General features: G+C 49.7%; 16 protein-coding genes and 1 pseudogene. 7 read left to right on the top strand and 10 right to left on the bottom strand.

Annotated features, from left to right (window positions below; translation table 11 throughout):
* Positions 1-171: 171 nt before the first annotated feature.
* The 6 genes from metG to FHS16_RS31250 all read right to left on the bottom strand — a co-directional run bounded on the left by metG (position 172) and on the right by FHS16_RS31250 (position 4,449).
* Positions 172-2,178, bottom strand: coding sequence for a methionine--tRNA ligase (metG, locus tag FHS16_RS31275; RefSeq protein ID WP_183571608.1), 2,007 nt, complete (start codon positions 2,176-2,178; stop codon positions 172-174).
* A 399-nt stretch (positions 2,179-2,577) separates the two neighbouring features.
* On the bottom strand, positions 2,578-2,817 hold the full coding sequence (gene yidD, locus FHS16_RS31270) for a membrane protein insertion efficiency factor YidD (RefSeq protein WP_221226530.1): 240 nt from the start codon (positions 2,815-2,817) through the stop codon (positions 2,578-2,580).
* Between the two features lie 17 nt (positions 2,818-2,834).
* Positions 2,835-3,272, bottom strand: coding sequence for a Fur family transcriptional regulator (locus tag FHS16_RS31265; RefSeq protein WP_183571604.1), 438 nt, complete (start codon positions 3,270-3,272; stop codon positions 2,835-2,837).
* A gap of 77 nt (positions 3,273-3,349) precedes the next feature.
* A complete protein-coding gene (locus tag FHS16_RS31260) occupies positions 3,350-3,574 on the bottom strand; it encodes a hypothetical protein (protein WP_183571602.1) in 225 nt (74 codons plus the stop codon).
* A gap of 35 nt (positions 3,575-3,609) precedes the next feature.
* On the bottom strand, positions 3,610-3,810 hold the full coding sequence (locus FHS16_RS31255; RefSeq protein WP_183571600.1) for a hypothetical protein: 201 nt from the start codon (positions 3,808-3,810) through the stop codon (positions 3,610-3,612).
* 150 nt (positions 3,811-3,960) lie between these two features.
* Positions 3,961-4,449, bottom strand: coding sequence for an Hsp20/alpha crystallin family protein (locus FHS16_RS31250; RefSeq protein WP_246432070.1), 489 nt, complete (start codon positions 4,447-4,449; stop codon positions 3,961-3,963).
* A gap of 87 nt (positions 4,450-4,536) precedes the next feature.
* On the opposite strand from FHS16_RS31250, the gene FHS16_RS31245 reads away from it, so the two are divergent.
* The 5 genes from FHS16_RS31245 to FHS16_RS31225 are packed head-to-tail and all read left to right on the top strand — an operon-like array spanning position 4,537 to position 6,337.
* Entirely contained in the window at positions 4,537-4,764 is a 228-nt protein-coding gene (locus FHS16_RS31245; protein WP_183571598.1) for a spore germination protein, read from the top strand.
* Positions 4,761-4,964, top strand: coding sequence for a spore germination protein GerPB (locus tag FHS16_RS31240; protein ID WP_183571596.1), 204 nt, complete (start codon positions 4,761-4,763; stop codon positions 4,962-4,964). Before FHS16_RS31245 ends, FHS16_RS31240 begins: the two co-directional genes overlap by 4 nt.
* 41 nt (positions 4,965-5,005) lie before the next feature.
* Positions 5,006-5,674, top strand: coding sequence for a spore germination protein GerPC (gene gerPC / locus FHS16_RS31235; RefSeq protein ID WP_183571594.1), 669 nt, complete (start codon positions 5,006-5,008; stop codon positions 5,672-5,674).
* The gene (locus FHS16_RS31230; protein ID WP_183571592.1) at positions 5,674-5,883 is read left to right on the top strand and encodes a spore germination protein GerPD; all 210 of its coding nucleotides are present in this window, start codon (positions 5,674-5,676) and stop codon (positions 5,881-5,883) included. The genes gerPC and FHS16_RS31230 overlap by 1 nt, the downstream gene beginning before the upstream one ends.
* A 16-nt stretch (positions 5,884-5,899) precedes the next feature.
* Positions 5,900-6,337: a spore germination protein GerPE gene (locus FHS16_RS31225; RefSeq protein WP_183571590.1), complete on the top strand. Its 438-nt coding sequence runs from the start codon at positions 5,900-5,902 to the stop codon at positions 6,335-6,337.
* Between the two features lie 78 nt (positions 6,338-6,415).
* Here the strand turns inward: FHS16_RS31225 and FHS16_RS31220 are convergent, their stop codons facing one another.
* Complete coding sequence (locus tag FHS16_RS31220) at positions 6,416-7,444, bottom strand: YeiH family protein (RefSeq protein ID WP_183571588.1); 1,029 nt, start codon at positions 7,442-7,444, stop codon at positions 6,416-6,418.
* A gap of 195 nt (positions 7,445-7,639) precedes the next feature.
* Between FHS16_RS31220 and FHS16_RS31215 the strand changes: the two genes are divergently transcribed.
* Both FHS16_RS31215 and FHS16_RS31210 read left to right on the top strand, forming a co-directional pair.
* On the top strand, positions 7,640-8,524 hold the full coding sequence (locus FHS16_RS31215; RefSeq protein WP_183571586.1) for a LysR family transcriptional regulator: 885 nt from the start codon (positions 7,640-7,642) through the stop codon (positions 8,522-8,524).
* Between the two features lie 106 nt (positions 8,525-8,630).
* Positions 8,631-10,499, top strand: a complete 1,869-nt coding sequence (locus FHS16_RS31210; RefSeq protein WP_246432069.1) for a squalene/oxidosqualene cyclase — start codon at positions 8,631-8,633, stop codon at positions 10,497-10,499.
* A gap of 49 nt (positions 10,500-10,548) precedes the next feature.
* Here the strand turns inward: FHS16_RS31210 and gntK are convergent, their stop codons facing one another.
* The 3 genes and pseudogenes from gntK to FHS16_RS32855 form a co-directional block, all read right to left on the bottom strand.
* Positions 10,549-12,087: a gluconokinase gene (gntK, locus tag FHS16_RS31205; RefSeq protein WP_183571584.1), complete on the bottom strand. Its 1,539-nt coding sequence runs from the start codon at positions 12,085-12,087 to the stop codon at positions 10,549-10,551.
* 93 nt (positions 12,088-12,180) lie between these two features.
* A complete protein-coding gene (gene gnd, locus FHS16_RS31200; RefSeq protein ID WP_183571582.1) occupies positions 12,181-13,077 on the bottom strand; it encodes a phosphogluconate dehydrogenase (NAD(+)-dependent, decarboxylating) in 897 nt (298 codons plus the stop codon).
* A gap of 40 nt (positions 13,078-13,117) precedes the next feature.
* Positions 13,118-13,240: pseudogene (locus FHS16_RS32855) on the bottom strand (IS30 family transposase); the annotation flags it as partial.

Genomic DNA, 13,240 nt, shown 5'->3' with positions numbered 1-13,240 from the left:
GTTTGATTAACAACCGTCCTCGTAAATGTCTCGGTTGGAGGTCGGCTCACGAAGCCTTCATGGAAGAGGTGTCGCACTTAGCTTGACAATTCGTCATATTTAAAAAAAGGATGCCCTCGCTGTCGCTCGACAGCCAGAACACCCTTCTTACTTACAGCAAATCAATTACTTCTATTTCACTACCGCACCATTTGGCATCTCATCCGGCACCGTTGAGAGTGTCAGCTGATCGCCATGCGAAGCAGCTAGAATCATGCCTTGCGACCATTCTCCGCGCAGCTTAACCGGCTTCAGATTCGTCACGCAAATCACTTTGCGCCCCACCATCTGCTCTGGCGTATAAAATTTTGCAATGCCGGACACGACCTGTCTCTGCTCATAGCCAAGGTCAAGCTGCAGCTTCAGAAGTTTATCCGCTTTATGGACGGGCTCTGCTGCAATAACCTGCGCTACGCGAAGCTCTACCTTAGCAAAGTCATCGATTGCAATTTCTTCTTTGCTGCCCGTTGGCTCAGCTTTCGTCTCATTCGAAGCGTCTGCTGCTGTTGCTGCCGCTTCGCTCTTTTGCTCGGCTGCTTGCGCCTGCTCTGCTCCGCCGCCCATTTCAGCTGCTATATAAGCCGCTTCTTCGAGCGTATCAAGCCGCGGGAACAATGGTGAGCCTTTGCTCACTTTCGTACCGCCAGGCAATGCTCCGAACTGCTTCGTGCTCTCCCAAGCGGTTAGCTCACCCGGCTCAATGCCAAGCTGCTTCCACATTTCCCTAGGGGAGTGGGTCAAGAACGGCTGGAGCAAAATGGATACAATGCGTAACGATTCCGCCAGATGATGCATAACAGACGCCAGCTCGCCTTTTTTGGCTTCATCCTTTGCAAGCGCCCATGGCTGCGTTTCGTCGATATACTTGTTTGTCCGGCTAACAAGCTGCCAAAGCGAGGCTAACGCTACCGAGAATTCCATATTCTCAAGCGCAGCTTCTACCAGGCCGACTGTTTCCGTGGACAACTTCTGCAGCGATTCATCAAAATCCGTTACTGCGCCTGCGAACGCTGGGATTGCGCCATCGAAATATTTGTCGATCATCGCGATTGTCCGGTTCAACAAGTTGCCCAAATCGTTCGCCAAGTCGAAATTGATCCGCTCAACGAAATTTTCCGGCGTAAATGTTCCATCAGCGCCAAACGGCACCTCGCGAAGGAGATAGTAACGAAGCGCGTCCAGCCCGTACCGGTCGATCAGCATGACCGGATCTACGACATTCCCCTTGGACTTCGACATTTTGCCATCCTTCATCAGCAGCCAGCCATGCGCAAATACTTTCTTCGGAAGCGGAAGATTCAGCGCCATCAGCATGATCGGCCAATAAATCGTATGGAAACGTACGATTTCCTTGCCTACCAGATGAACGTCTGCAGGCCAGAAGTCGCGGTATTTCTGATCCTTTCCTTCATCTCCATACCCTAGGGCCGTAATATAGTTGGACAACGCATCAATCCACACGTAGATGACGTGCTTCGCATCGCCTGGAACCTTTACGCCCCAATCAAACGTCGTCCGTGATACAGCCAAATCCTCAAGACCTGGCTTAATGAAGTTGTTGATCATTTCGTTCTTGCGTGACTCCGGCTGTATGAAGCCAGGATTATCCTCATAATATTGCAGGAGACGGTCAGCATAGTTGCTCATGCGGAAGAAATAGCTCTCCTCTTTGACGAGTTCGACAGGACGGCCGCAGTCCGGACAATTTCCGTTCTCAAGCTGACGCTCCAAGAAAAATGATTCGCATGGCGTACAGTACCAGCCCTCGTATGTCCCCTTGTAAATATCATCCTGCGCCAGCAGTTGAGCGAAGATTTTCTCGACGATCACCTTATGGCGGTCCTCTGTCGTACGGATGAAATCATCATTGGAAATTTCGAGCTTTGCCCAAAGCTCTTTGATTCCCACGACAATATCGTCAACAAACTGCTGCGGAGTCTGGTCCTTTTCCTTCGCTTTTCGCTCGATCTTCTGGCCGTGCTCATCTGTTCCTGTCAAATACCACACGTCAAAGCCGCGCAAGCGCTTGTAGCGGGCCATGGCATCGCCGGCTACCGTTGTGTAAGCATGCCCAATATGAAGCTTGTCGCTGGGATAATAGATCGGCGTCGTAATATAAAACGTATTTTTCTTCGTCATCAGAATACCTCCTCATTTACATTTCAATATAAAAAAACGCAAAAAACTCCCGTCCATATGGGACGAGAGTTGTAACTCACGCGGTACCACCCAAATTTCAATCCAGAATTAGCCGAATGGTCCGGCCGTTCCAGAAAGCTTCGTGTGCCGCCTCGCAGGCGGCTATCGCCGTTAACGCCAGCTTCGCGTCGCCCCCTCACCCAGCACATGCGCTGCGGCTTGAGAACGAATCCTCCCGGACCATTTTCTAATAGCGTTCCTTGCCGGCTTCCAGCATTGTTCCCGGCTCTCTGTTAAGGTTGTGCTATCATACTTATCCGTTCCTCGGATATATGGAGAAATATTGCTAACATTGTAGCCATTTATATCTCAAAATATACCGAAACAGATCCCCTTCTGTCAAGGTGCATCTATCTTGGAGCCCGGCACTGGCGGTACCGGATCATATCCTCCGGCATGAAAGGGATGGCAGCGCGCAATTCTCTTCACGGCAAGCCATGATCCTCTCGCGGCTCCATGCTTCTCAATCGCCTCAAGCGCATACACGGAGCATGTAGGGTAGAATCGGCATGACGGCGGCGTAAGAGGCGAGATTACCTTGCGATAGAAATGAATCGGAGCCTGGGTCACTCTACGCATTACTCGTTTATCCGGCATTACACTCCGCTTGCCGCGGACTCTTCCTGCACGCATGCTTTGCAGTAGCCGAACACTTCGAATTTATGCTTCACGACTTGAAAATCATCCGGTACGTTCGTTTGTTCCATCGGGCAAAACGTAATCGGATACGTTTTGCCGCATTGCAGGCATATCATATGGTGATGATGGTCAAGCTCTCTGCAATGAAGCTTAAACTTGCCGCCATCCTCGAATATAACCTGTTCCAGCACGCCAAGCTCTTCCATCACGCGCAGATTGCGGTACACGGTATCAAAACTGAGTCCTGTATACGATTTACCCATATACTCGTAAACTTCTTTAGGAGCCAAATAACCTTGCGTCTCCGAAAATAGCTTAGCCAGCGTTTTTCGCTGATCCGTGATTCTCAATCCTTGACTAGACATGCGTCGTATAATGTCTTCTATTGTATGCATATGTCGAACCTCCGGACTAAAAATGGTATACCTCCATAATGACGAAAAAAAAAGCTCTCGTCAATGAGAGCCTTCGCTTATCCATTCAATCTCATATTAATCATAAAGCTCGCAGACATGGCCACGAACAGCACGATGCTTAGAATGCCTACCAGCATTCGCCTCATATTGAGCTTTCTAATAATCGCGGCGTCGTTTGACTGCCGCTTCGCCTCCGTGTAGGAGCGATGCATAAACATATAGGCAACAACGGAAACAACGAAAAAAAGATTAACAACAAACCATATCAATGTCCAGGTCAAGCTTATACCTCCGGTCGCGATAACCTATAGGCCGACTATAGATACCATTTGTTTAGTATGAACATAAAGACGACAAAGCTTACGATAGCTCCAGCAAAGCTGAACCAGCCTGTCCGAAATTTTTGCTGGAACATGCGTAGAATTCCGAAGCTTAGCAATCCGAAAATAAGCATTAAAAAAACAATTCCGAGTATGAATAACGAAGCAGAAACACTGCTTACATCGACTAGTGACACCGAGCACACTCCCTTTTTTGCTAATATGTACATGTTCATTAGACATTATAAGGGATAGAGATGCCTTTAGCCAACTGTAAACCCTGTCGATTTCGTGACAAATAGAGCACACATCAAACGATGCATGCCCCGTTTGGCGCTCCATCTCCATTACCAGCGAACAATTGCTTCATGAAAGCTGCGGTTTGTCGGCCGTTTCTGCAGCTTTACTTTCAGCACTGCATCCTGCAGCTGCGTCTTGCACAATCGAGGCTTCACAAGCTTAGGCAGCTTAATCGTCTCGATTTTGCCCCCTGGCAGTCCCTCAAGCCGCAATCGATCCTCACGCACGAACAATCGCAGCTGCTCTTTATCAAAGCCGTCAGGCAAATTTATTTTGACATGAACAAAATGCCGCGTTTCGGAAAAGGATGCAGATCCGCCGCCGATCATGACCCCTGCCGCTTCAGGCAGTGCTTTAGTCATCATTTTGCGCACATATTGCTCCACCCAATCCGGCTCTCGAAGCAGCTCAAACCCTTTCGGCAGCTGCTGCCTCTCCATCCACCGTTCCATATCATCCCATTTGGATGCCACAAGCAAACACCTGCCTTCCAGCACTTCTGCCAGTATATGCTTCCTTAGCTGCCTTGGATACATGCAAGAAGGGAACCTCTGGGCGAATGCCGCATAAGATGTAACACGATTATTTCACATTCAAATATCCCATGCAAAAGGAGGATGCTTATGCCAGCAGTAGTCGGTTTTGTCAAAATCGTAAGCATAGGGTCCGGCTCCATCGTTCAATTCGGCGATTCCTTGGAAGTGTCTCCTACAAGCAGCTCCAAAACCTATGCCGGATCAGGATCGTTCCTAACCGGCAGCCTAACAAACTCCAACAACGCTGTGAGTGCGACGAATTCGATTGATCCTGATGTTCAAGACAATACGAGCAATGAAGTGAATACTCTATGAGTCTTACTATTCATCAGCAAATTACGATTCATCAGCTTCGCGTTGACAGTGTTTCGAACAGCTCCGTGCTTCAGGTCGGCAGCGCAGGATCGATCCGTTCGCTATCGCAGCTCTATAATACAGGAGGATTCACAGGACCTGCGCCGCAGCTAGGCGCGGATAATCCGCTTTCGTTCGTGCCGTTGCCCAATCCATCCTAGCAAGCAGCATCCAGCCTATCGCGTAAAGGAGGAGCAGTCGCATGCAGCAGCCAAACCCATTGTCTCCTTGGCAAATGTGGTCTCTTGAGGTGCAAAACAAGCTTAAAGAGCAGCAAGAGCAGCTCGAGGCGCTGAGCGCAAAGGTGCTTGATTTGTGCGAACAGATCAAGCACCTCGAAGCCCGGCCTACTTACAACATCGAGAGCATTGAATACCACTTCGATCAATTGAAGGTCGATAAGCTGGATGGCACATTGAACATCGGCATGACTGCTCCTGGGATGGGCGATGAGACCTTTCCAGGCAGCATTGAGCAGCTTGCCGTATCCAAGCCGGAGGTTTTTCCGTCTGCCGGTCCAACAATTCCTGACCCAAGCCCGGTATATAACGAGGTATTCAATGAAATGACGCGTTATTTGGATGCAGGAGCTCCGCAAACGCTGTTAGCCTATGAGAATCAATTTGGCATACCTCTGGACCCTTATCACCGAAAAATCATTATTGAAGATGTTCGAAAACAGGTGCCTACACGTATTCATTTCTATATGCAGAAAAAAGAAAAAGGCGCAGAAGCTAAGCAAGCGGCTGAAGATAGTCCCGCTTCTGCCGCAGACGTCCTTGCTAAAACAAGAAGGGATGCTGATGCAGCACTCTATGCTTACATGCGCCAGCTGCAGACAGGATCGCCATCATCTGGAGGAATGGCTTAATGCTTCAATTCACTGTAGTCAATCATCATTTGTGCGTCGGCCAAATTGAGATTCTTGGCGTATCGAGCGCATCCATGCTGCAGGTGGGGGATACCGACAGCGTTACTTTGTACTCCATGTTCGATACGCCTCCTGAATCCGTAGTCGTCGGTCCGCTCGCCCCCTTCCCGCTCCCTGAGGACGCGGGCGGGACTATGGGCGAAGCTTGAAGGAGATGTGCCGCATATGAATGTCCAAGATGATCATACGTATCCAATCCGAACGGCAAACGTTGGTTCAATCTGTATCATTAGCGTAGCGCAGGCGGGTACGGTTCAATTCGGCGACCGTGCAGAGACGCATGCAAAGATACGAGCGCTCGCGCTTCAGCGGCAGGAAGACCATACGACGGCAGGAGACATCTTTTTTGAATCCTATTCGTTATTCTACCTACCGCTGCCTGCACTCGTAGACCCTGATTATGATAATGGAGAAGTCGTGTCCGTCATACGCGCTAATTGCTCGCCGAACATTACGGTTGGGAACATTCAGGTCATCGCCGCCGGCTCCTCTGCAAGCATTCAAATCGGCAATGGCATGGAGATGACCGGAGAATCGCGGATCAAGCATATTCGTCAATATCCGCGTCCAAAACCGGTTCCTCCCGTAGGCTGCCCATTCTAGCCAGCAGGAACGCAATTGCGGATACAATCATAATCAATTCTGCAGATAGGGGCTGATCAGCCCCTATCTTTCGTTTTTCTACGCCAAATGAAACAGATGAACGAGCAGCAAGCCAAGTCCAGCTAGCAGAATTGAGCCGATAAGCCCCGCGATAAACGGTTTTTTTCCTAATGTTCTGAACAAGACGAAATCAACACCCAAGCCCAGGCCAGCCATCGCCATTGCCAATAGCATATAAGCGCCCGTAATCAAGTGTTCCGTTATAGCTGAAGGAATGATGCCTAACGTATTTATTCCGCTCATTGCAAGAAAACCGACTATGAACCAAGGAACGGGAAAGCTCTTAAAATTCATCTTCTCATTGCTGCCTGCTCTTCGGTTGTTCCATATGCCGATAGCAATCGCGACTGGGACAAGCATCGCGACTCTTGTCATCTTCACCATTACTGACATATCGACGGCTATTTGCCCTCCGGGCGCTGCCGCTGCGATTGCATGGGCGATTTCGTGGAGCGTTGCACCTGTGAAGATGCCGTAACCTGCTGCGCTTAAGTGCAATACGGGATAGAGAGCCGTATAGGCAATCGAAAATATCGTGCCCAATATGGCTACGGTCGCAGCGCTGATGGCAGTCTCATTATGGCTGGCTTTCAGCTGTGGCGATATAGCGACAACAGCTGCCGCTCCGCAAATAGCTGTTCCGCAGGCCGTTAGGAGCCCGAGGTTTCTGCCGATTCCCATCCATCTGCTCAACCCGTATACAACAATGATCGTAAAGACAATATGAATGGCCGCCATGGCGAATACCTTTGGACCGGCATGCATGATATCAAGCATATTCAAACGCATGCCCAGCAGAACAATGCCTAAGCGAAGCAGCCTTTTGCTCGAAAATGCAATGCCGCTGCTGGCTGCCGATGGTAGGAGTCCCCATGCTCGCAGCGCCATTCCAATCACAATGGCTACAACCAGCTGCCCCATTATATTCAACAGCGGCAGCTGGACCATATACTTAGCCACAATAGCAATGACAGCTGTCAACCCTAATCCTGCTGAGAAATCAACCCATTTGTTTGGCTGGAAAGTCGTTATGCTTCTTATGTTCATTGCATTCACCTCTGGATGAAAACTGATTTTCACGCTCTATTTGTATTCACTATAAGGCTCGTCGATTAGAAAGTGAAATACGTATTAACGATCTCAATCATTACGAATTGTTATGATAGTCATGGAAAAATGATAAATAACACGTTATTATTACTATATATTCACTAAATTCATATTCAATAATGAGGGATTATTATGATAGTAGAGTCGCTGCGCGTTTTCGTAGCCGTTACGGAACAGCGTCATTTCTCTAGAGCAGCAGAGCTGTTGAACCTTTCCCAGCCTGGCGTAAGCCAGCACATCCGCAATCTGGAGAACGAGCTGGGCGCGAGGCTGCTGCACCGGTCTCCAAAGTATGTACGGCTGACAGAAGCAGGAGATATATTGTATCAAAAGGCCAAGAAAATCCTAAACTTGTACGAGGAAGCCAAACAGGACATTCATTTATTGCAAAATGAAGTTACCGGCTTGCTTCAGATTGGAGCCAGCTTCACGATTGGTGAATATGTGCTGCCGAAATGCATAGCTGAATTTGCAGCCAAATATCCGCTCGTCAACATGCAGGCAACGATTGGGAATACGGAGGAAATCGTGCAAGCGGTAAGGGCAAATGAGCTGGACATTGGGCTTATCGAAGGTCAGACATCCGCCTCGGATCTCGTGATTACGCCATTTATGAGAGATGAAATGATCATCATTGCCCCATCGGCACACCCGCTTGCAGCACTTCGCATTGCGGCTGCCGAGCAGCTTCACGACCAAATATGGGTGCTGAGGGAAAGCGGATCTGGGACCCGCGACTTTAGTGATCAATTTTTCGCCGAAAACAAGCTCGTACAAAAACGGTCCTACATCTTCAATAGCAGTCAAAGCGTCAAGGAGGCGGTACTGGCAGGCTTAGGCATTGCATTTCTCTCCCGCTGGGTAGTCCGCAAAGAATTGGAAACGGGAGATTTAATGGAGCTCCCTATTCAGAACGCAAGATTTGAACGGCAATTCTCTATCATCCGGCATAAAGAGGCTTCCCTCTCTTTGGCCGTTACGATGCTGCTACAGAAGCTGCTGTCAGGCTCTGACTGATGTTCGCTTCCATTAGTGCTCTAAACATCGCTGCCGTCCTCGACTTTCGCCGCCTTATCCCGCATATACATAGGGCAACTAAGGTTGCAAAGGGTGAGCGTGCCATATGGATTCGAACCAAATTCGGGAACAGATAGATCGAATGGCGGCAGATCTGCTAAGCCAGCAGTCGCAAGACGGAGCTTGGCGGATGTGCTTTGATTCAGGAACCATGACAGACAGCTACTTGATTATCGTATTGCGATTGCTCGGCAGAGCTGATGAGCATCTTATCCGAATGCTGGCAGCTCGAATTGCTTCCAAGCAAGAGGCAAACGGGTCTTGGAAAGTGTATCCCGATGAATCAGGAGGCAATTTGGACGCGACGGCCGAAGCCTATTTCGCCTTGCTGTACGCAGGGTATTATTACGAAGACGACCCGCGTATGGTGAATGCTAAGCAATTCATACTTCAGCGCGGCGGATTATCAGAAGCCCGCAGCTTGCTGACGCAGGTGATGCTGTCTGCTGCTGGTCAAGCAGAATGGCCGCGTCTATTGCGGATTCCGCTGGAAGCTTTTTTCTCGGATTCCGGGATTGGCCTTGACTTGTTCTCCTTGTCTGGTCACGCGCGTGTTCATCTCGTTCCTATATTAATAATGGCCAATAAGCAATTTGTCCTCCGCTCAATAACGATGCCTAACCTCTCCACCTTGTATGTCGGGAGCTCGCGCACCTTCACGAATGATGCAACCTGGATCTCTGCACTCAGCGGTTTTATCTCCAGCTTGCCTTTATCCAGCTTGCTTGAACAGCATTCCGAGAAAGCGCTTGAGGATGCAGAGAAATTCATGTTCGATCGGATTGAGCCAAACGGCACGCTGCTCACCTTTTCTACCGCGACGATTCTGATGATATTAGCTTTGATTGCATTAGGCTACTCCCCCCAGTCCCCTGCCGTCAACCGACTGCTGGGAGGAGTCCTTTCGTTAATCTGCCAGGGCAGGCCACATCTGCAAGTCGCATCTTCTGAAATATGGGATACCGCCATGCTCAGCTATGCGTTAAGAGAAGCGGGACTTCCTTCGCACCATCCTGCTATGGAACGCGCAGGGGCTTACCTGCTGGAGAAACAGCAATTTCGAACAGGGGATTGGACCAAGCGCATGCCTCATACGCCTGCCGGCGGCTGGGGGTTTTCCGATGTGAATACCCTGTATCCCGACGTCGACGATAGCGTTGCATCGCTTCGGGCAGTTCGCCCGTACGCAACGGAAGCTAACGGCTTAATAGCCAATTGGCAAAGAGGATTGAATTGGACACTCGCTATGCGGAATGAGGATGGCGGCTGGCCTGCATTTGAACGGAAAGGAAAACAGCTTCCTGCAAGCTTTTTTACTTTTGAAGGCTCCTCCGATATCTCTACCGATCCCTCAACCGTTGACTTGACTTGCCGAATGCTAGGATTCCTAGGTAACGAGCTTGAAATGACGATCAGCCAGCAGTGGCTGGACGACAGTGTGAGATGGGTGCTATCGCAGCAAAAACGTGATGGCAGCTGGTACGGCAGATGGGGAATCGCTTATATCCATGGTACTGGGGCAGCCATTCAGGGCATGATGGCCGTTGGCGTATCGCCTGACCACCCGGCTGTCCGAAAAGGGTTGAAATGGCTCCTTAGCATACAGAATTCGGATGGCGGGTGGGGAGAATCCTGCTCAAGCGATAAAGTAAAGCATTATGTGCCTCTTCATGCCAGCACGCCTTCACAAACCGCATGGGCGCTTGACGCTTTAATCGCCGTGTACGACAAGCCTACGCCTGCAATGGAAAAAGGGATGGAGGCTCTCATGCAGCAGCTGGCAAAGCGTGACGCGGCTTACAGCTATCCGACAGGCGCCGCTCTTCCTGGCAGCGTGTATGTTCATTATCCGAGCAACAATTATATTTGGCCCATGCTCACGCTCAGCACTTATGCCAAAAAATACGGGACATAGCCAAGTGCATGTCCGCACAAAAAACAGCCGAGCAGCTCGGCTGTTTGGGCTATACATATTTTTGTTGAAAAGCGGCGATGCTCGCGTATTCCTCTGTCAGAAGCCTTGAAACCCGTATATAAATACGCATGAGCTCTGCGTAGATTTCGGCGTTTTTCTTGTTGGGCAAATGGAAATGCGATCCTCCGACCATATCTTCCACGACCGATAAGGAGTCGACCTCCCCTAAGCTATATAATCCGAGGATGACTGCGCCAAGGCATGAGCTCTCGATGCTTTCGGGTACGTGAAGCTCTTGGTCGAATATATCCGCCATCATCTGACGCCATAGCTCTGATCTGGCAAATCCGCCTGTCGCCTGTATTTTCGTAGGTTTGCCAGTAAGCTCTTCAAGTGCCATCAGCACGCTGTATAAATTAAAAATAACACCTTCCAGAGCCGCGCGAATGAGATGCTCCTTCTTATGATGCAAACCCAGCCCGAAATAGGAGCCTCGCGCATTCGCATCCCAAAGCGGCGCTCTCTCTCCCGATAAATAGGGGTGGAAAATAAGTCCGTCCGAGCCTGGTTTCACCTTTGCCGCGAGATCCGTAAGCAGCTCGTAGGGATCGATGCCCTGCTGCTTGGCAAGACTGACTTCCTCGGTGCCTATCTGATCCCGCACCCATCTAAAGATCATTCCGCCGTTATTGACAGGCCCGCCAATCACCCAGAGCTTTTCCGTCAATGCGTAGCAGAAAATTCTCCCTTTCGGGTCCGTTACCGGTTTGTCCGTTACCGCGCGGATTGCTCCGCTTGTCCCAATCGTAACCGCGACAACTCCCGGTTCAATCGCGTTGACGCCAAGGTTCGAGAGTACGCCGTCGCTAGCTCCGACTACGAACGGTATTGAGGCCGGCAGGTTCATTTGCTTCGCGTAGACTTCAGACAAGCCTTCCAGCTTGTAGGTGGTCGGGACAAGCTCGGACAAACGATCTGGGGTTACACCTGCTACGGTTAATGCTTCCTCGTCCCACTGCAAGTTGACAAGATTAAACAGACCCGTAGCGGAAGCGATGGAGTAATCAATCACATACCTGCCAAACAGTTTAAAGAAAACATATTCTTTAATCGAAATAAACTTAAATGCGCGGTCAAACAGCTCTTTATGGTCATGGCGCAGCCATGTAAGTTTTGATAGCGGCGACATTGGGTGAATAGGGGTTCCCGTGCGCAAATAGATTTGATGGCCGTTCCACTCGTTTTTAATTTTATTGGTCCATTCTATGCTGCGATTATCCGCCCAGGTGATACAGCTCGTAATGGGCACCCCGTCATGATCGACGGCGATGACGCTATGCATGGCAGAGCTAAAGGACACGCACAAAATATCTTCAGGCAGCACATTGCTTTTGGCAATGGCTTGTCCAATTGTTCCTAATACAGCGTTAAAAATCTCCTCTGGATCCTGCTCCGCGATCGCCGGCGACGGTGAATGCAGAGGATATTCTATCCCGTGGCTAGCAACGATTGAACCTGCTGCTGTAAACAGGACCGACTTTGTGCTCGTCGTGCCAATATCTACGCCAATCACATATTTAGTAGCCATTTCCATACCCCCTTATGTTATAGCACGAACGGTTATTATCCCTTGTATAAATATAACAATAACGCTCTTGCCTCATTTATTCAATCCGCCGAATTATGAGCTTACCACGTCATGTCCGCCAAACTCGTTGCGCAGCGCCGCCACGACTTTCCCTGAGAACGTGTTCTCCTCAAGCGAGCGGTATCTCATAAGGAGGGATAAAGCAATGACCGGTGTCGCGGTTTGCAAATCCAAAGCTGTTTCTAATGTCCACTTGCCTTCGCCGGAAGAGTGCATGACCCCTTTCAGGCCATCCAAGCGAGCATCCTTTGCGAATGCATTTTCCGACAGCTCCATCAGCCAAGAGCGGATGACAGAACCATTGTTCCACACTCTTGCTACCTTCTCGAAATCGAAATCATAGGCGCTTTTCTCCAGCAGCTCAAACCCTTCTGCAATGGCTTGCATCATTCCATATTCAACGCCGTTGTGTACCATTTTCAAATAATGCCCGCTTCCGCTTTCGCCTGCATGCAGGTACCCATTCTCTACGCAAATATCCTTGAATAGCTGCTCGATGGAATCGAATGCCGCCTTGCTTCCTCCGATCATCGTACATGCGCCATTTCTGGCGCCAGCGGTCCCGCCGCTCGTACCAACGTCCAGATAATGAATGCCTTTTTCCAAGAGCTTCTCTGCTCTTCTTACTGTGTCCTTATAGTTGGAATTGCCACCGTCAATTAGGATATCTCCTGCTTCAAGCGATTGGCTTGCTTGCTCAATAACCGTCTCTGTTAGCTCCCCTGCAGGTACCATCATCCACACCACTCGCGGTGCTTTTAGCTCATGAATCAGCTCTTCGATAGAATGTGTACCCTTCGCCCCTTCGGCAGCAGCTTTGTCTACTGTTTCTGCATTGACGTCAAATACGACAGCTTGATGATCATGCTCCAATACGTTCAACATCAAATTGAAACCCATTTTACCCAGCCCGATAATTCCTAGCTTCATCTTCACTCATCTCCTGAAATGTTTTTAAAATGACGAATTGTCAAGCTAAGTGCGACACCTCGTCCATGAAGCTTCGTGAGCCGACCTCCACCCTAGACATTTACGGGGCCGGTTGTTAATCAAACGAATGGCATCAGCGAGTTGGTCATCGGTAACGGAAGCG

This window comes from Paenibacillus endophyticus, from assembly GCF_014192395.1.
Classification (GTDB): domain Bacteria; phylum Bacillota; class Bacilli; order Paenibacillales; family Paenibacillaceae; genus Pristimantibacillus; species Pristimantibacillus endophyticus.
This window is presented reverse-complemented; position numbering and strand designations above follow the sequence as displayed.